Source organism: Paraburkholderia caffeinilytica (assembly GCF_051027425.1).
GTDB lineage: Bacteria > Pseudomonadota > Gammaproteobacteria > Burkholderiales > Burkholderiaceae > Paraburkholderia > Paraburkholderia caffeinilytica_A.
This window is the reverse complement of record NZ_CP186552.1, coordinates 4354314-4375749: the sequence shown is the minus strand read 5'-3', so window position 1 is coordinate 4375749 and position 21436 is coordinate 4354314. Positions and strand designations below refer to the sequence as shown.

Here is a 21436-nt window from a genome sequence, read left to right as displayed (position 1 = left end):
TGGCATCCGTCGCGGCGTCCGTCAGGCACGTAGTTTTCGCAACACTCACTCAATTTATTTCATCCCAACCGTTTGGGGGCTAACGTGGCAGAAGTCCAATCCATCAATTCGAGCGTTTCGAACGCAAGCGGTACGAATGGCCGCCGCGACGCGCAGCAGGCAGACGCCGGCGGTCAGGAATTCCTCGTCTTCACGCTCGGCGCCGAAGAGTACGGCATCGACATTCTCAAGGTGCAGGAAATCCGCGGCTACGACAACGTGACGCGGATCGCCAATGCGCCCGAGTTCATCAAAGGCGTGATCAATCTGCGCGGCATCATCGTGCCGATCGTGGACATGCGCATCAAATTCCATCTGGGACGCGTCGAGTACGACCACCAGACCGTCGTGATCATCCTGAACGTCGCGCATCGCGTGGTCGGGATGGTGGTGGACGGCGTGTCGGACGTGCTGACGCTCGCTGCGGACCAGATCATGCCGGCGCCGGAATTCGGCGCGACGCTGACGACCGAGTACCTCACGGGTCTGGGCACCGTCGACGGCCGCATGCTGATTCTGATGGACATCGAGAAGCTGATGACCAGCCGCGAAATGGCGCTGATCGAAACGCTTGGCGCCTAAGCGTCAACGCGGGTCGATACGTGTCGGGATGTATCGACACGCGTGGTACGAAAGATAGATCGAACAGGGAGTACGAGATGCTGAGCAGGTGGTCGATTCGCACATCGCTGACGATGATGGGGATCATTCTGGTGGCGCTGACCGTCGTGGTCGGCGCGCTTGGTCTAACCGCGCTGAACGGCGCGAGCCAGTCGCTCGACCGTATTGCGCGCGGCGATCTGGTCGCCATTCACGCCCTCGACGATGCTTCGTCGTACCTGTTGCGTTCGCGTCTCGCGGTGGATCGTTTCAACACGCTGTCGGCCGCGGGCAATGCGGACGAAGCGAAGAAAGCGATCGATCGCGCGCAGGAGTTGCTGACCAAGGGCAATCAGAACTGGCAGATTTATCTCGATGCGCCGAAGCAGGGCATCGATCAGGCGCTTCTCGACGACGTGGTCGCCAAGCGTGCAACGGTGATGCATGACGGCGTCGACCCGGAGTTCGCCGCCCTGAACGCGAACGACATGGCCGCGTATCACGCGATTGCCGACACGAAGATCAGCCCGATGTTCATCGCCTACGACGGTGCCGCATCGGCAGTCATCAAGGCATTGCAGCAAGGCGCAGTGGATCAGCAGGCGAGCGCGCAAGCGAACATCTCGCTGATGACCACGTTGATCATCGGCATTACCGTCATCGCGCTGCTGATGGTGGTGGGCATTCGCTTCGCCCTGCGCGGCCTGATCGTGCAGCCGCTGAACGATGCCACGGCATGCTTCGAACGGATCGCCTCGGGCGATCTGTCCGAAACGATCGAAGTATTCAGCCGCAACGAAATCGGCCGTCTTTTCGCCGGGATCAAACGGATGCAAGACAGCATGTCGACGATGGTGAAGGCGGTTCACAGCAGCACCGAATCGATCGATACCGGCGCGCGTGAAATCGCCATGGGCAACACCGATCTGTCGCAACGCACCGAACAGCAGGCCGCATCGCTTCAGGAAACCGCGTCGAGCATGGAGCAACTGACCGGCACCGTGCGCCAGAACGCCGAGAACGCGCGTCAGGCGAGCCAGTTGGCCGTCAATGCATCCGATATCGCGACGCGCGGCGGCGACGTGGTGAACGAGGTCGTCACGACGATGCAAGGTATCGCGACCAGTTCGAACAAGGTCGTGGACATCATCGGCGTGATCGAAGGCATTGCATTCCAGACCAATATTCTTGCGCTGAATGCGGCAGTCGAAGCCGCGCGGGCCGGCGAACAGGGTCGCGGTTTCGCGGTGGTCGCAGGCGAAGTGCGCAGTCTCGCGCAACGCAGCGCGAGCGCCGCAAAGGAAATCAAGGAACTGATCGGCGACTCGGTCGACAAGGTGCAGAGCGGCTCGGCGCTGGTCGGCCGCGCGGGCACCACCATGGAAGAGATCGTGCAGGCGGTGCGCCGTGTGACCGACATCATGGGCGAAATCAGCGCGGCTTCCGAAGAGCAGTCGGGCGGCATCGAACAGGTGAATCGCGCAGTCGTACAGATGGACGAAGTGACGCAACAGAACGCTGCGCTGGTCGAGCAGGCCGCGGCTGCGGCTGCATCGCTCGAAGAGCAGACGCGTCAGTTGCAAACGGTGGTGAACGGCTGGAAGGTGGCCGGGGGTAATACGCATGGCGCTGCAGCGGCAGCTCATGCGCACACTGCGGCACGCCCGAACGGCGGCAAGAGTGGCCGCCAGCATGTGCAGCCCGCCAAGGCGGCGCCGCAAACGCCTGCACAAACGCCCGCACAAACGCCCGCGCAACCCGCAGCAAACACCGCAACCGCAACACGTGCAGCACCGGCTTCGGTCACTCATGGTGTCGATGCCGCGCGCGTCGAACCGGCTCTCAAACCGAAAACGGCCCGCGCCGCTTCCGAATTCGCAGTACGTCCGGCCGCGGCAAACGCGACGGCGGCAGGATCGGACGCGGACTGGGAAACGTTCTAGAAAGCGGCACAAGGACATGCGGTCATTCGACATCTCGCTCCCTGAGGGGCGAATCATCGAAGCACGCTTACAAAGCGTGTCGCGGGCCGATCGCGTGTTAGCCGAACTCGCGGGCAGGCGCGACCCCGCGAACACAATCCCTTTCGCCTGGAGCATTCCTTTGGGCGAAAAGTCGGATGGCTCGTATTGCAGGCAGGGACTCTCATGATGGCAACGCGCGCACAGCAACGTCCGCAACCGGCACGTCCGCAAGCGGCAGCTCCGCAACCGGCACGTCCCGAGCGGACGGAACCGGCCAGGTCCGGCGAGCAGGGACGGGATTTCGAATTCACGTCGGCGGATTTCGCTCGCATTCGCGAACTGATTCATCGCGGCGCGGGCATTTCGCTGTCGGATCACAAGCGCGACATGGCATACAGCCGTCTGGCGCGCCGTCTGCGCGCCCGTGGCCTCGAGACCTTCAAACAGTACCTCGATCTGCTCGAAGCGGAAAACGATCCGGCCGAGTGGGAAGCGTTCACCAATGCGCTGACCACCAACCTGACCGCGTTCTTCCGCGAAGCGCATCACTTTCCGATTCTTGCCGACTTCGTGCCGCGCCGCGCGCAGCCGGTGTCGGTATGGTGCTCGGCGGCTTCGACCGGTGAAGAACCCTACTCGATCGCGATGACGCTGATCGAAGCGCTTGGCGACAGCGGCGCGCGTCAGGCCACCGTGCTCGCCACCGACATCGACACGCAGGTGCTCGCGAAAGCCGAAGCCGGCATGTATCAGTTCGACCAGGTGAAGCATCTGTCGCCCGAGCGGCTCAAGCGCTTCTTCCTGAAAGGCACCGGTGCGCACGCCGGGTTGGTCAAGGTGCGCCCGGAAGTGCGCGCGATGGTGCGCTTCGAACAGCTGAATCTGACCGACCGCGACTATCAGTTGCGCTCGCAGTTCGACGCGATCTTCTGCCGCAACGTGATGATCTACTTCGACAAGCCGACGCAGGCGCAGGTGCTCGCGCGCTTCGAGCCGCTGATGAAATCGGGCGGCTTGCTGTTTGCCGGCCACTCGGAAAACTTCACCTATGTGACGCAGGCGTTCAAGTTGCGCAGCCAGACTGTCTACGAACTGACGCGCGACACAGGCGCCGCACGCACGCCGGCGCGTGCCGCGAGCCATGCCGGCAGCGCGACGACTAGCGGGGTGACAGCATGAGCAGCGCCTTGCCGATTGCTACCAATCTGTACTTCGACAATCACTTCAAGCGTCCCGGCGTGAAGCTGTTGCCGAACGAGTTTTACACGACCGACGAGGACATGGTGCTGGTCACCGTGCTCGGTTCGTGCGTCGCGGCCTGCATCCAGGATCGCACGGCGGGCATCGGCGGCATGAACCATTTCATGCTGCCCGACGACGGCGCGGACGCCGGCCAGCCCGCGTCGGATTCCATGCGCTACGGCGCGTACGCGATGGAAGTGCTGATCAACGAACTGATCAAGGCGGGCGGCCGCCGCGAGCGTTTCGAAGCCAAGGTGTTCGGTGGCGGCGCGGTGCTGGCCGGCATGACGACGATGAACATCGGCGACCGCAATTCCGAATTCGTGCGCCGGTATCTGGCGCTCGAAAAGATCCGCATCGTCGCGGAAGACTTGCAGGGCTCGCATCCGCGCAAGGTCGCATTCATGCCGCGCACCGGTCAGGTGATGGTGAAGAAATTGCGCCTGCAGCAGGAAGCGGGGGTGGCCGAGCGCGAGCAGGCGCTCATGCGGCAGAGCGCCGAGGCGCGTGCCGAGCGGCTCGCGGCGGCGCGCAAACGGGTCGAGTTGTTTTCGACACCAGCAGCAGCACGGCCGAAAATCGAACTGTTCGGCTCGAATGCCGGCGGCGCGGCAGGCACAGCGAAACCGCGCATCGAACTGTTCGGCTCAAGCCCGCGCCCGATTAATTCAAACAACGCCAGAACTACAGAGGAGGCGTGAGCGCTGTGCAAAAGATCAAAGTACTGTGCGTCGACGATTCGGCGCTGATTCGCAGCCTGATGACGGAAATCATCAACGGCCAACCGGATATGACCGTCGTGGCGACCGCACCCGACCCGCTGGTCGCGCGCGAACTCATCAAGCAGCACAACCCGGACGTGCTGACGCTCGACGTCGAAATGCCGCGCATGGACGGCCTCGACTTTCTCGAGAAGCTGATGCGCCTGCGGCCGATGCCGGTTGTGATGGTGTCGTCGCTGACCGAGCGCGGCAATGAAATCACGCTGCGCGCGCTGGAACTGGGCGCAGTCGACTTCGTCACCAAGCCGAAGGTCGGCATTCGCGACGGCATGCTCGACTACTCGGAAAAGCTCGCCGACAAGATTCGCGCCGCGGCTCGAGCACGCGTGCGCCAGGCCGCGCCGGTGCACCATGCAGCCACGCAGGCCGCGCATGCGTCAGCCGCCGCGCCGCTTTTCAACAACCCGCTGCTCAGTACCGAAAAGCTGATCATTGTCGGTGCATCGACGGGCGGCACTGAAGCGATCCGTGAAGTGCTGGTGCCACTGCCGCCGGATGCGCCCGCCGTGCTGATCGCGCAGCATATGCCGCCGGGTTTCACAAAATCTTTTGCGCAACGCCTTAATGGTTTGTGCAGGATTACCGTTAAAGAGGCAGAGCACGGCGAACGCGTGCTGCCGGGACATGCGTATATCGCGCCCGGTCACGCTCACCTGTTGCTGGCCCGCAGCGGCGCGAACTATATTGCGCATCTGTCGGACGAGCCACCGGTGAACCGGCACCGTCCGTCGGTGGATGTGCTGTTCCGTTCGGCCGCGCAGCACGCGGGCAAGAACGCGGTCGGCGTGATTCTGACCGGGATGGGGCGCGATGGCGCCGCCGGGCTGCTGGACATGAAAAAGGCGGGGGCGTATACCCTTGCACAGGACGAAGCGAGCTGTATCGTGTTCGGCATGCCGCGCGAAGCGATCGCGCTCGGTGCAGCGGACGAAATTGCCTCGCTGCCGGAAATGAGCCGTCGCGTGATGGCGCGTCTGTCGTCGATGGGTGAGCGTGTACAGCGGGTATGATGCGCGCCAGTTGTAACGAACTGGCGGTCATGCGCCGCGTCAAGGATCAAGCAAAGGGAATGAAATGGATAAGGGAATGAAGATTCTGGTGGTTGACGACTTTCCGACGATGCGCCGGATCGTTCGCAACCTGCTCAAAGAGCTCGGCTACTCGAACGTCGACGAGGCGGAAGACGGTCAGGCCGGCCTTGCGCGTCTGCGTGGCGGTACGTACGATTTCGTGATCTCCGACTGGAACATGCCGAACCTCGACGGTCTGGCCATGCTCAAGGAAATCCGCGCCGACGCCCATCTGACGCATCTGCCGGTGCTGATGGTGACAGCCGAGTCGAAGAAGGAAAACATCATCGCGGCGGCTCAGGCCGGCGCGAGCGGTTATGTCGTCAAGCCGTTCACGGCCGCGACGCTCGACGAGAAGCTCAACAAGATTCTCGAGAAGATGGCTAAAACCGGGAGCTGATGTGAATCTGCCGACCAACGCGCAAAGCGCCGACGCGACGAACGAGGCCGGCGACTTCGCGTCCGACCGCATCCTCGCCCGCATCGGACAACTCACGCGCACGCTGCGCGACTCGATGCGTGAGCTTGGGCTCGACAAGCATGTCGAGCGTGCGGCGGAAGCCGTGCCCGATGCGCGCGACCGTCTCAAGTACATCGCGAACATGACCGAGCAGGCCGCCGAGCGCGTGCTGTCGTCGATCGACGTCGCCAAGCCGATCCAGGAACAACTGCAGAAAGACGCCGGCGAACTCGACGCGCGCTGGGAGCAGTGGTACGCGGCACCGATCGAGCGCGCAGAAGTGCGCGCGCTGATGAACGACACGCGCACTTTTTTGCGCGGCGTGCCCGAGGCGACCACCGCGACCAATGCGCAGTTGATGGAGATCATGCTGGCGCAGGACTTCCAGGATCTGACCGGCCAGGTCATCAAGAAGATTACGGATGTCGTGTACCTGATCGAGCAGCAGCTGCTCGGCGTGCTGGTCGAGAACATCGCGCTCGAGCGGCGCGAGCAGTTCGCGGCGAATGCGGCGGCGCTGGCGGCCGAGCCGTCGTCCACCGGCAGCCCCGAACACCTGCTGAATGGTCCGCAGATCAATCCGGAAGGCAAGGCGGACGTGATGCAGGACCAGTCGCAGGTCGACGATCTGCTGGCAAGCCTCGGCTTCTGATCTACCGGCCGCCCACAAGGGTGTGAGGCCGAACTGGCAGGTGCAGCAAGCTGCGTTCCCGAGTGCGCTTGCTGTCTGCCGACACAAACCACAGGCATACTACGAGCTCAAGCAGCGGCACGGTGTGCCGGTGAGACACATTCACCGGTCGATGGCACGGTAAGGTATCCCCTCGTCAGTGCGATCGCATCGGTGTCGTATGATCTGCATACATGCGGCCGGTTCGTACGAGGTGCGAACCGAGCGGCAGCAGCTCGGGAGGAGCATTGTCATGTGGAGTCGTGTACGTCGCGCCGGGTTCGTCATGGCGCTTGCATTACCCTGTTCGCTGTCGGCCGTACAGTCCGCTTATGCGGGACTGGGCGGCGCCCCGATGACGCCCCCTGCGGATGCATCGGTTTCTTCCCGCACCGTGCAGCCCGGCACAAGCTCGGCAACGGCCGCTCAAAGCGTGATGCATTCTGCATCGAGCGCTGCTTCATCCACCTCGGCTTCCGCGTCCTATACCGTGCGTGAAACGACGTTCGGCAACGGCACGGTGGTGCACGAATACCTCGCCGCGGATGGTTCGGTCTTCGGTATCGCCTGGCACGGTCCGCAAATGCCGGATCTCAACGATCTGCTTGGCAGCTATTTCCCGCAGTACGTTGCCGGCGTAAAAGCCGCGCGCGTGGCGCGCGGAGGCGGTCGCGGCCCCGTTGCGGTCGACCAGAGCAGCCTCGTGGTCCGCTCCGGCGGTCATATGGGCGCGTTCAACGGTCAGGCCTGGTTGCCGCCGGCGTTGCCCGCCGGCGTCAGCGGTTCCGACATCCAGTAAGGGCGAGGACGAACGATGCGAACCATGCAAAGTCATATTGCCGGGAAATTCAGGGGCTGGATGCAGGCCGTCGTGGCCGTGGCGCTGGTGTCGGTGCTGGCCGCCTGCGGCGGTGGCGGCGGCAGTGACAGCTCCAGCTCCAGTAACAATTCGTCGACCACGCTGAACGGCGGCTCGCTGCCGGCCAGCCCGACCCAGCAACCGATCGCCGCGACGGCGGCGAACACCGTGGCGATCACGGTCGCGCAGGGTGTGAACGGCGTCATCAATATTCCGACCGTTAGCGTGACGATATGCGCGCCGGGTTCGACGTCCAACTGTCAAACCATCAACAACATCCAGGTCGATACCGGCTCGTTCGGGCTGCGTGTGGTCGGTTCGGTGCTGAATTCCTCGTTGCTCAGCGCGTTGCCGGTCAGCACGATCGGCACGAGCCAACTCGCCGAGTGCGCCACCTTCGCCGACGGCTACACGTGGGGCTCGGTGCGCACCGCGACCGTAGCGATCGGCGGCGAGACGACAACCGCAGCCGTCCCGCTACAGATCATCGGCGATATGGCGTCGAGCACCGTGCCGTCGAAGGGCTGCAGCGGCTCGGCGGAAAATACCGCCAGCGATCTCGGCGCCAACGGCATTCTCGGCATTGGCACGGCGCTCTACGATTGCGGCGCAACCTGCGCGAATGCGACGACCGCCGCCACCTACAGTAATTACTTCGCATGTCCGGGCGGCACCTCCTGCGCCCGTACCGCGGTGCCGCTCACCCAGCAGGTCGCCAATCCGGTCGCCAGGTTCGCGTCCGACAATAACGGCGTCATCGTGCAGATGCCGCCGGTGTCGAACACGGGTTCTTCTTCGGCCACCGGCACGCTGGTGTTCGGCATCGGCACGCAGTCGAACAATGCGCTGGCGGCCACGCAGACCTTCACCACCGACGGCTACGGCGACCTGAACAACAGTGTCTATAACGGCACGACCGTGCAGGCGTTCTTCGATTCGGGTTCGAACGCGTACTTCTTCGCCGATAGTTCGCTCGCGCTGTGCGGCAGTAACTACGCCGGGTTCTATTGCCCTTCGAGCGCGCAAACCCGGTCGATTACCCTGGCCGGCGCGAGTAGTACGACAGCCAGCGTCAGCATTGGCATCCTGAGTGCGGCCACGCTGTTCAGCAACGGCAGCAACTACGCGTTCAACGACCTGGCCGGGCAGATCGGCGGCAGCAGCAGCTTCGATCTCGGTTTGCCGTTCTTTTATGGCCGTCACATGTATTACGGCTTCGATCTGACGGCAAGCGGCGGTCAGGCACCTTACGTCGGCTTCTGAGGTGATGACTGAAGGGTGACAAACGGGGCACCCGCGCGAAGCCGCGTGGGTGCCCGGTTGCCCATAGCCGGCGTCCCAGCAAACCATGCTTGGCCCGCAGGCCCCGGTGAGGCGCCGGTAGCCGGCTGTCGGTAAGCAACCCAACCGCCCCTGGCCTTTCAACCCGTAGCCGACGCCCATCGCTGGGGCGGCCCACCGGCAAGCCCCGCCGCGCGCTTGGCCGGCTGCTCCATCCCTCGAAATACCCCCCTTTCTCCGCCCTTATCCGCCGATCGTCGCTTGCGTCGACCGGGAATAATCGCTCTCACTGGAAAGAGGCGCCGTGCCTCAGCCGACTGGAGAGCGTTTGTGGCAGAGGATAGCGACCTCGAAAAAACCGAATCAGCCACTCCCCGGCGCCTGCAAAAGGCGCGCGAGGAAGGGCAGATCGTGCGTTCGCGGGAGCTGTCGACGTTTGCGCTGCTGGCAGCGGGATTCTTCGGCGTATGGGGCATGTCCAGCAGCATCGGCGAGCATTTGCAGGGCATGCTGCGCTCGGCCTTCACGTTCGACCACGCCACGGCGTTCGAAACCCGCCGCATGATGATCGGGGCGGGCGCCGCGAGCCGCGAAGGCCTGTACGCGCTACTGCCGGTTCTGGCCTTCACCGGCGCCGCCGCCTTGCTCGCGCCGATGGCGCTGGGCGGCTGGCAGTTGTCGTCGAAAGGACTCGAGCCCAAGTTCAACCGGCTCAATCCGATCGAAGGACTCGGCAAGATCTTCTCGATCAACGGACCGGTTCAACTCGGCCTGTCGCTCGCGAAGACGCTCGTGGTGGGCATCATCGGCGGCACGGCGATCTGGAATCGCCGCGAGGAAATTCTTGCTCTAGCCACTCAGCCGTTGCAACTGGCGCTTGCCAACACCGTGCATCTGATCGCGGTGTGCTGCGGCATGACGGTGGCGGGCATGTTCGTCGTGGCCGCGCTCGATGTGCCGTATCAACTCTGGCAGTTCCACAAGAAACTGCGCATGACGAAGGAAGAAGTGAAGCGCGAACATCGCGAAAGCGAAGGCGATCCGCACGTCAAAGGCCGGATTCGCCAGCAACAGCGCGCCGTTGCGCGCCGTCGCATGATGACCCACGTGCCGAAGGCCGACGTGGTGGTGACCAACCCGACGCACTTCGCGGTCGCGCTGCAGTACACCGACGGCGAGATGCGCGCGCCGAAGGTAGTCGCCAAGGGCGTGAACCTGGTGGCCGCGCGAATCCGCGAGATCGCCGCCGAAAACAACGTGCCGCTGCTGGAAGCGCCGCCGCTCGCGCGTGCGCTGTATCACAACGTCGAACTGAACCGCGAGATTCCGGGGCCGCTCTATGGCGCGGTCGCCGAAGTGCTCGCGTGGGTGTATCAGTTGCGGCGTTTCAACACCGAAGGCGGCGTCGCGCCGGTCGCACCGACCGAGTTCGACGTGCCGGCGGAACTCGACAAGGGCGGCGTGCCGGACGATGAAGCCGAGCAGGAAGCCGCCGACGTGCTTAACCCGAATAACGACGACACCTCAGGAGCCTCCGCATGAACGCTCGCGCCGGATTCCTGTCCCGACGGCCGGATGCCTTGAGCGGCACCAATTTGCGCGCCCTCGCCGGGCCGGTGCTGATCTGCATGATCCTCGGCATGATGATTCTGCCGTTGCCGCCGTTCCTGCTGGATCTGCTGTTCACCTTCAACATCGCGCTTTCCGTGATGGTGCTGCTCGTCAGCATGTACACGATGAAGCCGCTCGACTTCGCCGCTTTCCCAAGCGTGCTGCTGTTCTCCACCTTGCTGCGCCTGTCGCTGAACGTGGCGTCCACGCGGGTTGTGCTGCTCGAGGGTCACACCGGCCCGGACGCGGCGGGCCAGGTGATCGAGTCGTTCGGTCACTTCCTGGTGGGCGGCAACTTCGCGGTCGGTATCGTCGTTTTTATCATCCTGATGGTCATCAACTTCATGGTGATCACCAAGGGCGCGGGGCGGATCGCGGAAGTGTCCGCGCGCTTCACGCTCGACGCGATGCCCGGCAAGCAGATGGCGATCGACGCCGACCTGAACGCCGGTCTCATCAACGAAGAGCAGGCCCGCAAGCGCCGCCTGGAAGTTTCCCAGGAAGCCGAGTTCTACGGTTCGATGGACGGCGCGAGCAAGTTCGTGCGCGGCGATGCGATCGCCGGTTTGCTGATCATGGTGATCAACATCATCGGCGGGCTGATCGTCGGGATGGTTCAGCACGACATGAGTTTTGCGGCAGCGGGCAAGAACTACACGCTGCTGACCATCGGTGACGGCCTCGTCGCACAGATCCCGTCGCTCGTGATTTCGACGGCGGCCGGCGTGATCGTCTCGCGCGTCGCGACCAATGAAGACATCGGCACCCAACTGACCGGCCAGCTCTTCACGAACCCGCGCGTGCTGGTGATCACGGGCTGCATTCTGGTGTTGATGGGCCTGATTCCGGGCATGCCGCATTTCGCGTTTCTGATTCTCGGCGGCGGCCTGATCCAGCTCGGCCGCACCATGAAAAAACGCAGCGAAGCACGCAAGAACAGCGTGGCGCTGGTCGACGTCGCACCGGCCGCGATGGCTCCGGTGGAAAACACCGAAGCCAGCTGGGACGACGTGACGATGATCGACACGCTCGGTCTCGAAGTGGGCTACCGGCTGATCCCGCTCGTCGACAAGAACTCGGACGGCGAACTGCTCAAGCGGATCAAGAGCATCCGCAAGAAGTTCGCGCAGGAAATCGGTTTCCTGCCGCCGGTGATCCATATCCGCGACAACCTCGAATTGCGGCCGAACGGCTACCGGATCGCGCTCAAGGGCGTCGAAGTGGGCGTCGGCGAGGCGTATCCGGGGCAGTGGCTGGCGATCAACCCAGGGCAGGTATCCGCCGCGCTGCCGGGCACGCCGACGCAAGACCCCGCGTTCGGGTTGCCGGCGATCTGGATCGATACGAATCTGCGCGAGCAGGCGCAGGTGTACGGTTACACGGTGGTCGACTCGAGCACGGTGGTGGCCACCCACCTGAATCATCTGGTGGTCACGCATGCGTCCGAACTGCTCGGCCGCCGCGAAGTGCAGGCGCTGCTCGAGCGGATGCAGAAGGACACGCCGTCGCTGGTCGACGATCTGGTGCCGAAGTCGCTGCCGCTCACGACGCTGCAAAAGGTGCTGCAAAACCTGCTGGAAGAAGGCGTGCCGATCCGCGACATGCGCACCATTCTCGAAGCGCTGTCCGAACACACGCCGAAAATCACCGATGCGCACGATCTCACCGCCGCCGTGCGCCTCTCGCTGGGCCGCGCGATTACGCAGCAGTGGTTCCCCGGCGTGGGCGACATGCAGGTGATGGGCCTCGATTCGAATCTGGAGCGGGTGTTGTCGCAGGCGCTTTCCACGGGCGCTAATCCGGGCCTCGAACCGGGCCTCGCGCATACGCTGCTGAATGAAACGCAGAAGGCGATGACGCGTCAGCAGAATCTTGGGCTGTCGCCGGTGCTGCTGGTGCAGCACGCGCTGCGGCCGATGCTCGCGCGCTTCCTGCGTCGCAGCCTGCCGCAACTGAAGGTGCTGTCTTATGCGGAAGTGCCGGATACACGCAATATCAAGGTGGTGAATCTGATCGGAGCGCACGGCTAAACCCGGCGCGGTTAGACCCGGCAGTCAGCAGCGATTCAGCTGCAACCTTCCAGACCGATGGTTTCCGCCGGCGCTCCTTGAGCGCCGGTTTTCATTTCCGCGCCTAACTTTTTGCCCTGCAAGCGGCTGGCGGAGGTCATGCTGCGTCCGCGAAAGCGCTGCTGGACGCTGCCGGAAAGCCTGTTTCAAACCGTCGCGCGTGTGAATTGATGTGCGTTTCCATCGCCCGAATTACCCACCTTTAACGGTCTTTATCCATCGATCATCACTCGACAGGTTTCGCAATAATGATCTCAATGGGAAGCGGTATGTTGCCGATCCGTTAGTCAGTCAGTCCGTCTACCTCATCGGGGGTCCAGCTTGAACATTCGTAAATTTGTCGGCGCTACCAGTCGCGATGCTCTGCGTCTCGTGCGCGAAGCCTTGGGCCCGGATGCCGTCGTTTTGTCCAATCGCACGATGGACGACGGCCGCGTCGAAATCGTCGCCCTGGCCAATAGCGACCTCGCCGCCATTACGCCGAAGGCGCCGCGCGGCAACGTAGGCGCACCGCTGGCCGCGTCGACGAATGCGATGGCAGGGCAACAGCCCGCGCTTGCCACACCGCGCGCCAATCCAATGATGCAGGCGAATCCCTATGCGAGCGGTATGCCCGATGTGTTCTCGTCGGTATTCGGCGCAAGCCCGGAAGCGGGCGCCGAGAACATGACGTCGGCCACTGCCAGCGTCGCGTCAGGCCCGGCTGCGAGTTTCGCCGTGGGCGATGTGGCTTCCGCCATCGCGAAGCCCGCCGCGCCCTCCATGGCTGCCGCCGCGCCGAAGGCCGCGCTGCCGAACGCGCCCAAGGTGGTGCCGGCCGCGTCTGCTGCCGCGCCGCGGTCGCAACCGATCAGCATCGAGCAACCCAGCGCCCGCGCTGCCGCGACGCGTCTCGCCGAGGACATCCGCGCCGACATGCTCAAAGCCGCCGGCGTGCCGGCCGCACCCGCGACCGATGTACAGCGCACGATGGCCGAATCGAATCCCTGGCTGATCGATCACGCGCGCCGCATCGCGGCCGAACAGCAGCCGCAGGAGGTGTACAGCGCGCGCGCAGCTTCGATGACGCCGGCCGCCGCCATGGCCAAGGGCCTCGGCGCCGCAGTCGAGCCCGCCGCGGCACAACCCGCCGCTCAACCGGCCCCGCGCGCCCCGCAACAGGCCGCAGCCCAACCGGCCATGCCGCAGGTCACCGACAGGCCCGAGTGGGCCCGCGAAGGCGCGCAAGTCGCTGCACGCCGCGCCGCGCAGAAAGTTGCACAATTGCTGCCCGCCGGCGACGACGCCCGCACGCCCAATTCAATCGCCGAAGCGATCAAGGCGCGGATGGAGCAGGTCGTCAAAGACACCGTGATGAACGAGCTGTCGTCGATGCGCGGGATGATGGAAGAACACTTCGCCGGTCTGATGTGGGGCGATCGCCAGCGCCGCAGTCCGGCGCGCGCGGCGCTCACCAAGCACCTGTTCGCCGCCGGTTTCTCCGCGCAACTCGTGCAGATGATGGTCGACAACCTGCCCGAAGACGTCGACAACATGGACGGCGGCATGGAGTGGGTGCGTTCGGTGCTCGAATCGAACCTGCCGGTGATGGAAGACGAAGACGCGCTGATGGAGCGCGGCGGCGTGTTCGCGCTGATGGGCCCGACGGGCGTCGGCAAGACCACGACCACCGCCAAGCTCGCCGCGCGCTGCGTGATGCGCTTCGGCGCCAGCAAGGTGGCGCTCCTCACCACCGACAGCTACCGGATCGGCGGTCACGAACAACTGCGCATCTTCGGCAAGATTCTCGGCGTCTCGGTTCACGCGGTGAAAGACGGCGCCGATCTGCAACTCGCGCTCTCCGAGCTGCGCAACAAGCATATCGTGCTGATCGATACGATCGGCATGAGCCAGCGCGATCGCCTCGTCTCCGACCAGATCGCAATGCTGTGCCGTGCCGGCCAGCCGGTGCAGCGTCTCTTGCTGCTCAACGCGACGAGCCACGGCGATACGCTGAACGAAGTCGTGCAGGCCTATCAGCGCGCACCGGATCAACAGCCGCTCGCCGGCTGCATTCTGACCAAGCTCGACGAAGCCACCAATCTGGGCGGCGTGCTCGATACCGTGATTCGCTACAAGCTGCCCGTGCACTACGTGTCGACCGGTCAGAAGGTGCCGGAAAACCTGTACGTCGCAACGAAGAAATTCCTGATCAAGAGCACGTTCTGCATTCCGCGCGACAACTCTCCGTTCGTGCCGCACGACGACGACATTCCGGCATTGCTGTCCGCGCTGTCCGCGCGTTCGACGGCCGAACTGCACGAGGTCCGCTTTGGATAAATTCATGTCCGATCAGGCAGAAGGACTGCGGCGGCTGCTGGCGAAAAGCGGCTCGCGCGTGCTCGCGGTGACGGGCGGCTCATACGGCGTCGGCTGTACGACGACGGTGGTGAACCTCGCCGCGGCGCTTGCCCAGCAGGGCAAAGACGTGCTGGTGATCGACGAATGCCTTGGCGAGAAATCGGTGAGTGCGATGCTTGGCGGCATGAGCCGCGCGGGCAATTTTGCGGCGGTGATGCGCGGCGAGATGACACTCGACGAAGCCGCCGTGCGCCACCCGCTCGGCTTTTCCGTGCTGGCCGCCTCGCGCAATAACCGCGAAGGTCTCGCAGCCGCGCAGTTCGGCGTGGTGTTGAGCGGGTCCGCCGACATCGTGCTGATCGACGCGCAACTCGACGACCACGGCCACCTTTCGCCCCTCGCGACGCAGGCGCACGACGTGATGATCGTCACGCGGGTGGCCGCGCAAGCGATCACCGACGCGTACGCGTGCATGAAGCGTTTGCACTATGCACACGCCACCGGGCAGTTTCGCGTGCTGGTGAACCACGTGCAGAGCGTGGACGACGCGCATACCGCCTTTGTCAACCTGGCCGGCGTGGCTGGACGCTACCTGACGGTGGCGCTGGAAGACGCCGGGTGTATTGCCGCCGATGCGCGGATGGCGCGGGCCGTGGAGTTGTCGCGCTGTGTCGTCGATGCCTTTCCATCGACACCGGCCGCGCGCGACTTCCGGCACCTTGCAGCCGAATTGCAGTACTGGCCGATGCGGCCAGCGATGTCGTCGCAAACGCCCTGGATGGCGTCTGCGACAGTTACAGCGGCGCAACACGCCGACCAACCGTCCGCGCAGCACGCCTGAGAGGCGGCACAAGGACAAGGGGAGCACGATGTATAACGCTCAGGGAAAGATTTCCCAAGCCGACGTTCTGACGAAGTACGCACCGCTGGTGCGTCGCCTCGGCTTGCAGCTCGTAGCCAAGATGCCGGCGAGTGTCGATCTTGACGACCTGATTCAGGCCGGCATGATCGGACTGCTGGACGCGGCGAGCCGCTACAAGGAAGACCAGGGCGCGCAGTTCGAGACCTATGCCAGCCAACGGATTCGCGGCGCAATGCTTGACGAGTTGCGCAGCAACGACTGGTTGCCGCGCAGCTTGCGGCGCACTTCGCGCGAAGTCGAATCTGCCGTGCACAGGGTCGAACAGAACCTGGGCCGCTCGGCGAGCGAAACGGAGATCGCCGAGCATCTGCAAATGCCGCTCGACGAGTATCAGTCGATGCTCCAGGACCTGCACGGCAGCCAGCTGATCTATTACGAAGACTTCGACCGTTCCGCGGACGACGAACCGTTTCTCGACCGTTACTGCGTGGATCATTCCGATCCTCTGTCGGCGCTGCTGGACGACAGCTTGCGCTCGGCGCTAATCGAGGCGATCGACCGTTTGCCGGAGCGCGAGAAGCTGCTGATGTCGCTGTACTACGAACGCGGCATGAACCTGCGCGAAATCGGCGCGGTAATGGAAGTCAGCGAATCGCGGGTGTGCCAGTTGCACAGCCAGGCCGTAGCGCGCCTGCGCACGCGCCTGCGCGAAATGGCCTGGGCGAACGCCGAGGCGACGTGAGTTTGACGGATTGATGTCTGACCGGCGGTGCGCGCAACGTCCACCTTCTCTTACGCGTCCGCCATCTCATGCTCCGCGGCCAACGCGAGAAACGCTGAGCGCGACATGCCGCGCGCCTGGGCGTAAGCGTCGATATCGTGAACCAGCGCCTCGGGCAGCGAGATATTGATACGCACCGCTTTTTTCAGCGCCGGAATATTCCGCGTAGTGACAAAACCCCAGGTAAAGCCCGCGTAGTCTGGATTACACCGGTGCTCAGCCAGCGTGAGCCGGTCGGGAATCGGCAAGCCTTCGTCCAGCAGCGTATCCAGATGCGCCTCGATCGCCTCTTTCGCGTTCGCGTAGGCTTCTTCCAGCGAACCACCCGCCGAATGACAACCCGGAATATCGGGGACGACCACGCCGAACGCATGGCGCGTGTCACCAGGCTCGATTGCGATCGGGAAAATCAGGTTCTTCATTTCAGGCCTGCCTGTTTCAAGATGCTGTTCAGTGTGCCGGGCGGAAGATCTTTTTTCGGATGCGGGATGGTCACGAGACCGGTTTTTACCGCGTGCCGGAAATGATGATGGCTGCCCGATATCCGGATCAACCGCCAGCCATCCGCTTGAATCACTTTGACGACTTCGGCACTGTTCATATTGCACTCCTCGAATCATACACACGATTACACAACCTCGCTAGTGGGTAACGCTCCGCCTGGTTCGTCTGACGCAGCGTCGAAAGCTGCGCGTGACGGCGGAGAACCTCAGTGGGGGGAACCCGTGATTTCAACGTGACGGAGAATTCCGCGCTACCTGGCCGGATGGCCAACGCGTGCTGGAGGAGGGCTTAGGTGCCCTGAGGAGCGGTGGGGGAAAAACAAAAAGGGCTCGTCAACGACGAGCCCTTTTTCAAAACAATCTATTCAATTGCGTCAGCGCGTGAAACGCACTGCGCGAGCCGAATCTTCACGCTGCCGGTTGTGCCGGAATCCGCCCATCCGGTCCGTAGAAACCGGCCTTCTGCGGCACGGTGACCTGCAGCGCCGTCAGTGCGCGCTGGTTGTAGTCCATCCGCACGCGGATCAGCTCACCGTTGCTCGTATTGAAGCGCCGCGCCCGGTCGGCTGCTTTTTGCAGCAGCGCCCATTGCTCGGCGACACGCTTATCCGCGCCGGCTGCGAGTTCCATGCCGGGCCAGCCGGACGGCAAACCCATTTCCGCGAGCAGCGTATCCCGGGTGGTCTCGAGTTTGGCGAGCACGCCGATCAGTTCGGTTTTCTTCTCGACGATCGGTGGCAGCAGTTCCAGGGGGGACACGGCGGTCAGCGCCTTGGTTTCGAGCGTCAGAATCGAGGCGAATGCCTCGACGGTCGAATATTCTTCGACGAGGGTGGCAAGCAGGGCGTCTTTCATCTCAACAACTCGCTGAACACGACGGCTCGCGCATGATTCGCGAGCCGGGTTTGTCGAATGCCGCCCGGCAATTCACCGTACTTCGATGCGTCGATTAGTTGCCGGTCGACGAGGTTTTGCTTTGCAACAGTTCGCGCGCGGTATTCAGCACACCGTCGGCGATCTTGCTCGAGTCCATCTGCAGCGAGCCGTCCTTGATGGCCGACTTGATCGACTCGACGTGCGCCGTGTCGATGTCGGCCGAACCGGACGCCGCGAGACTGCGCAGATGCTGCGACAGACCCGACAGGCTGACGCTGGCGTCGCCCGAACCGCTGGTGGTGGTCGGCGAGCTCGTGCTCGCAGTCTGCGCGTTGCTGTTCGCAGTCGCCGCGTCGCTTGGTTGCGAGCGGGACAAGGCGTCTTTCAACGTCGGCAGATTCGAATTGGTTGTGGAATCGACTTTCACGATTGGCTTCCTGAACGATTTGATCCTGATAACGGCAACTGGTGATCAAAACTTTAGCGCAATCGCTCCAGGTTTTGCCTTGTCTTTCAAGACGATCCGGCCCTACGACCGATTCGAAACCCATTGCACGGGATGCTCCAGCCGTCGTGCCTGATTCCGGGCCGGCGCGACGGCTGCCGGACTTGCCGTCACGCCGCGTCACAGCTGAATCTCCACCGTCGAACCGTCCTTGACGATGCCGGAGATGATCTGGCCGTTAGCCGTCTTGACCCGTACCTGCTGCCCCGGCGACGCATTGTTCATCGCGCTGCCTTCGGCCGAAATCGAGAAACCGGTGCCGGCCGCGATGACCCGCACCGTTTGTCCAATCGCCACCGCCGACGCGCTCTTCAGCATGTCGCGGCGCAGCGGCATGCCGCCGGCGACGCGCACAAGCGACACCGAGCCGACCGCTTGCGACGGGTCTGTGACGATTGCCTGCGGCAACCCGGTCAGGTCGCCGTCGCGCGCGACGAGGTCGGCGGCCGTGAAGACTTCGCCCGGCGCCATCGCGCGGGCGGCCAGATAGTAGGTGGCGCGCAGCGAAATGCGCGCTTGCAGATAAATGGTCCACGGCCGTTCGCCGGCGCAGCGCACGCCGACGGTCATGCGGCCCCACAGGCGCGCGCCGCTGGGCATGAAGGGTTCAAGCATCGTGCAGGCCGCGAGGCCGCGCGGAAACGCGGGCGCGACGGTGATTTCGACCTTGCCGGGCAAGCCCGCCGACTGCTGCTGCAAGAAGGCGAGCGCGGCACTGCGAATCGCCTCGGCGTCCTGCTGACCGGCCAGCGGCACGGGTTGCGCCACCACTGCGGGGCGCAGATTCTGTTGCGCCACAGCCGGCGCAGCCTGGCGTATCGCCGGCGTACGGGCGATGGTGGCGGGCGCTGTCGGCATCGGCGCGGGTGTCGGGGTCGGGGTCGGTATCGGCTTCGATTCGACTGCGGTGGTCACGACCGGTTTGCCGGTCGCGCTCAATTGAGGCGGCTCGCCACGCGACGCAAGGCTGTCGAAGCCACCGGCCGCGGGCGCATTGCTGCCGACACCGTTGCTGGCCGGATTGGCGGCCACTGGCTGAACGCCGGCGCCTTGCCGTCCGGCGTTCAGCGCCGGCGTCACCACGACCGGCACAACCTGACGCGAGCCTGGCGCCACATTGATCCGTGCAACGCCGGGCGCTGGTTCGGCTGCTGCCGCATTGGCGTTCCCCGGTGCGGGAATCGTCACGACTCCGTTTGCGTCGGGCCTGAAACTCGTGCGGATCATCTGCGGCGCGGCAGGCGGCTCGCCCGAGCCAGGAATGACGATCGAACCGCTCGCATTGGCGGCTCGCATGAATTGATCGGCGTCGCGCGCAACCGACCCCGACCCCGACCCCGGCGTCAGCGACTGCGCGGTAGCGGCGGCGAGCGTCGCGGCGGACCCTGCGCGTTTCGCGGGCGTTGCCTCCATCTGCGCGGCGAGATCGGCGAGGGCGGCCGGATTCTTTTCGCCCGGACCCGGAATCACGATGGGACCACCGGCGTCCTGCGCCTGGGTCGTGGCCGGCAGCAGCACGATGCCGCCGGCAACCCATACCGCCAGATTCACGACGAGGCGAGTCAGGAGACGGGATGAGCCGCGCGACGCACGCCGCGCCACGCCTGCACCGACGCGATGCGCCGCCACGCAGCTTGCGCGGTGCGTCAGATCGAAGGTGGGCTGGTCCATCGGGTTTCTCCATCGAATGCATCGGTACGCCTTGCATTCTAGTGAGCCCCCCCATTGGGCAAACGTTGAATAGAAGCCCCCTTTCCCGGTTATTCGTCCGATTGGTACTTGCGTTCGGCCCATAAGATGCACTTCATGCAAAAAGGTCTTCCCGGCCGACGCAGGCCTCATGCGAGGCACCGTAAGGCGCAAACGGGAAACCTCGGGAACGTTCTCCGGAGATTTCTATGCTGGACAAACTCGATGCCGAATTCGCCTTTGGCCGCCAGGCGCTCGATGTACGCGCGTACCGGCAGGAACTGCTGTCGTCGAATATCGCCAACGCCGATACCCCTGGGTACAAGGCGCGCGACGTCGACTTCGCTTCGTCGCTGGCCGGCGCGCTGAAGAAGACCGGCGGCGGCGCGGGCACGGGCGCCTCGAACAACTCGACGCTTGCCATGACGCAGCCCGCCGGGGTGACGAGCGGCATGTCGATGGTGTCGACCGCGCCGGGCCACATGTCCGGCAAAGCGACGTTGACACCGACCGGCGGCACGCCTGACGACTACGGCAATTTGCAATACCGCATTCCGACGCAACCCGCGCTCGACGGCAACACGGTCGATATCGATACGGAGCGGGTGCAGTTCGCGGACAACACGCTGCACTTCGAATCGGGCATGACGGTGCTGTCGAGCCAGATCAAGACGATGCTGGCGGCGATTACGTCGGGTTCGTAAATAACGGGCGCCGCAAAAAGACACAGCAGTACGCAGGAACAATCGCTACGGGAATTAACTTGAAGCCGGGTCGAACCGGTTGGAGGTCAGGAAACATGCCATCCCTGATGAACATTTTTGGCGTTGCAGGCTCCGCGATGTCGGCGCAGTCGCAGCGGCTCAACGTGACGGCGTCGAATCTCGCCAACGCGGACAGCACGACCGGTCCGGACGGCCAGCCGTACAAGGCCAAGCAGGTCGTGTTCGCGGTCAGCCCGATCGGCGGCTCGCGTACGGCGTCGGGCCAGCAGATCGGCGGCGTGCAGGTCACCGGCGTGGTCGACGACCCGACGCCGATGAAGACCGCTTACGACCCCGGCAACCCGGCGGCCAATTCGGACGGCTACGTCACGCTGCCCAACGTCGACCCGGTACAGGAAATGGTCAACATGATCTCGGCCTCGCGCTCGTACCAGGCCAACGTCGAGACCCTGAATACCGCCAAGACATTGATGCTGAAAACGCTCACGATCGGAACCTGAGGAGAGCT

21 protein-coding genes are annotated in these 21436 nt (G+C 64.0%); 16 read left to right on the top strand and 5 right to left on the bottom strand.

The annotated features are described in order from the left end of the window. The first annotated feature begins 84 nt into the window (after positions 1 to 84). From cheW to ACOSV0_RS19575, 14 genes are all read left to right on the top strand, one after another. Positions 85 to 621: a chemotaxis protein CheW gene (gene cheW / locus ACOSV0_RS19640; RefSeq protein WP_434107773.1), complete on the top strand. Its 537-nt coding sequence runs from the start codon at positions 85 to 87 to the stop codon at positions 619 to 621. A gap of 77 nt (positions 622 to 698) precedes the next feature. Next, positions 699 to 2582: a methyl-accepting chemotaxis protein gene (locus tag ACOSV0_RS19635; RefSeq protein WP_434107772.1), complete on the top strand. Its 1884-nt coding sequence runs from the start codon at positions 699 to 701 to the stop codon at positions 2580 to 2582. 204 nt (positions 2583 to 2786) lie between these two features. After that, on the top strand, positions 2787 to 3782 hold the full coding sequence (locus ACOSV0_RS19630; RefSeq protein ID WP_434107771.1) for a CheR family methyltransferase: 996 nt from the start codon (positions 2787 to 2789) through the stop codon (positions 3780 to 3782). Then, the gene (gene cheD / locus ACOSV0_RS19625) at positions 3779 to 4546 is read left to right on the top strand and encodes a chemoreceptor glutamine deamidase CheD (RefSeq protein ID WP_434107770.1); all 768 of its coding nucleotides are present in this window, start codon (positions 3779 to 3781) and stop codon (positions 4544 to 4546) included. The genes ACOSV0_RS19630 and cheD overlap by 4 nt, the downstream gene beginning before the upstream one ends. Positions 4547 to 4551: 5 nt before the next feature. After that, the gene (locus ACOSV0_RS19620; RefSeq protein WP_434107769.1) at positions 4552 to 5637 is read left to right on the top strand and encodes a protein-glutamate methylesterase/protein-glutamine glutaminase; all 1086 of its coding nucleotides are present in this window, start codon (positions 4552 to 4554) and stop codon (positions 5635 to 5637) included. Between the two features lie 64 nt (positions 5638 to 5701). Continuing rightward, positions 5702 to 6097 (top strand): chemotaxis response regulator CheY, encoded by a 396-nt coding sequence (gene cheY / locus ACOSV0_RS19615; protein WP_408499392.1) that lies wholly within the window; start codon positions 5702 to 5704, stop codon positions 6095 to 6097. Position 6098: 1 nt separating this feature from the next. Beyond that, positions 6099 to 6809 (top strand): protein phosphatase CheZ, encoded by a 711-nt coding sequence (gene cheZ, locus ACOSV0_RS19610; protein ID WP_434107768.1) that lies wholly within the window; start codon positions 6099 to 6101, stop codon positions 6807 to 6809. A 271-nt stretch (positions 6810 to 7080) separates the two neighbouring features. Then, positions 7081 to 7626: a DUF2844 domain-containing protein gene (locus ACOSV0_RS19605; RefSeq protein WP_434107767.1), complete on the top strand. Its 546-nt coding sequence runs from the start codon at positions 7081 to 7083 to the stop codon at positions 7624 to 7626. A 15-nt stretch (positions 7627 to 7641) separates the two neighbouring features. Continuing rightward, positions 7642 to 8949, top strand: a complete 1308-nt coding sequence (locus ACOSV0_RS19600) for a DUF3443 domain-containing protein (protein WP_434107766.1) — start codon at positions 7642 to 7644, stop codon at positions 8947 to 8949. Positions 8950 to 9297: 348 nt separating this feature from the next. Further along, positions 9298 to 10509: a flagellar biosynthesis protein FlhB gene (flhB, locus tag ACOSV0_RS19595; protein WP_434107765.1), complete on the top strand. Its 1212-nt coding sequence runs from the start codon at positions 9298 to 9300 to the stop codon at positions 10507 to 10509. Further along, positions 10506 to 12608 (top strand): flagellar biosynthesis protein FlhA, encoded by a 2103-nt coding sequence (gene flhA, locus ACOSV0_RS19590; RefSeq protein WP_434107763.1) that lies wholly within the window; start codon positions 10506 to 10508, stop codon positions 12606 to 12608. The genes flhB and flhA overlap by 4 nt, the downstream gene beginning before the upstream one ends. A 360-nt stretch (positions 12609 to 12968) precedes the next feature. Continuing rightward, positions 12969 to 14966 (top strand): flagellar biosynthesis protein FlhF, encoded by a 1998-nt coding sequence (flhF, locus tag ACOSV0_RS19585; protein WP_434107762.1) that lies wholly within the window; start codon positions 12969 to 12971, stop codon positions 14964 to 14966. After that, positions 14959 to 15828 carry a MinD/ParA family ATP-binding protein gene (locus tag ACOSV0_RS19580; protein WP_434107761.1) on the top strand — a complete coding sequence of 290 codons (870 nt, stop codon included), beginning with the start codon at positions 14959 to 14961 and terminating at the stop codon, positions 15826 to 15828. The genes flhF and ACOSV0_RS19580 overlap by 8 nt, the downstream gene beginning before the upstream one ends. A 28-nt stretch (positions 15829 to 15856) precedes the next feature. After that, positions 15857 to 16591: an RNA polymerase sigma factor FliA gene (locus ACOSV0_RS19575; RefSeq protein ID WP_434107759.1), complete on the top strand. Its 735-nt coding sequence runs from the start codon at positions 15857 to 15859 to the stop codon at positions 16589 to 16591. A gap of 50 nt (positions 16592 to 16641) precedes the next feature. On the opposite strand, the gene ACOSV0_RS19570 is transcribed toward ACOSV0_RS19575, so the two are convergent. From ACOSV0_RS19570 to flgA, 5 genes are all read right to left on the bottom strand, one after another. Then, positions 16642 to 17052 (bottom strand): type II toxin-antitoxin system HicB family antitoxin, encoded by a 411-nt coding sequence (locus ACOSV0_RS19570; protein ID WP_434107758.1) that lies wholly within the window; start codon positions 17050 to 17052, stop codon positions 16642 to 16644. Further along, positions 17049 to 17231, bottom strand: coding sequence for a type II toxin-antitoxin system HicA family toxin (locus tag ACOSV0_RS19565; protein ID WP_172310533.1), 183 nt, complete (start codon positions 17229 to 17231; stop codon positions 17049 to 17051). Before ACOSV0_RS19565 ends, ACOSV0_RS19570 begins: the two co-directional genes overlap by 4 nt. Positions 17232 to 17541: 310 nt before the next feature. Further along, positions 17542 to 17988, bottom strand: a complete 447-nt coding sequence (locus ACOSV0_RS19560) for a flagella synthesis protein FlgN (protein ID WP_434107757.1) — start codon at positions 17986 to 17988, stop codon at positions 17542 to 17544. Between the two features lie 94 nt (positions 17989 to 18082). Next, positions 18083 to 18436 (bottom strand): flagellar biosynthesis anti-sigma factor FlgM, encoded by a 354-nt coding sequence (flgM, locus tag ACOSV0_RS19555; RefSeq protein WP_434107755.1) that lies wholly within the window; start codon positions 18434 to 18436, stop codon positions 18083 to 18085. Between the two features lie 198 nt (positions 18437 to 18634). Beyond that, positions 18635 to 20185 carry a flagellar basal body P-ring formation chaperone FlgA gene (gene flgA, locus ACOSV0_RS19550; RefSeq protein WP_434107754.1) on the bottom strand — a complete coding sequence of 517 codons (1551 nt, stop codon included), beginning with the start codon at positions 20183 to 20185 and terminating at the stop codon, positions 18635 to 18637. 227 nt (positions 20186 to 20412) lie between these two features. On the opposite strand from flgA, the gene flgB reads away from it, so the two are divergent. Then, a complete protein-coding gene (gene flgB / locus ACOSV0_RS19545; RefSeq protein WP_434107752.1) occupies positions 20413 to 20907 on the top strand; it encodes a flagellar basal body rod protein FlgB in 495 nt (164 codons plus the stop codon). A 95-nt stretch (positions 20908 to 21002) separates the two neighbouring features. Then, positions 21003 to 21428: a flagellar basal body rod protein FlgC gene (flgC, locus tag ACOSV0_RS19540; protein WP_074281879.1), complete on the top strand. Its 426-nt coding sequence runs from the start codon at positions 21003 to 21005 to the stop codon at positions 21426 to 21428. Positions 21429 to 21436 lie beyond the last annotated feature (8 nt).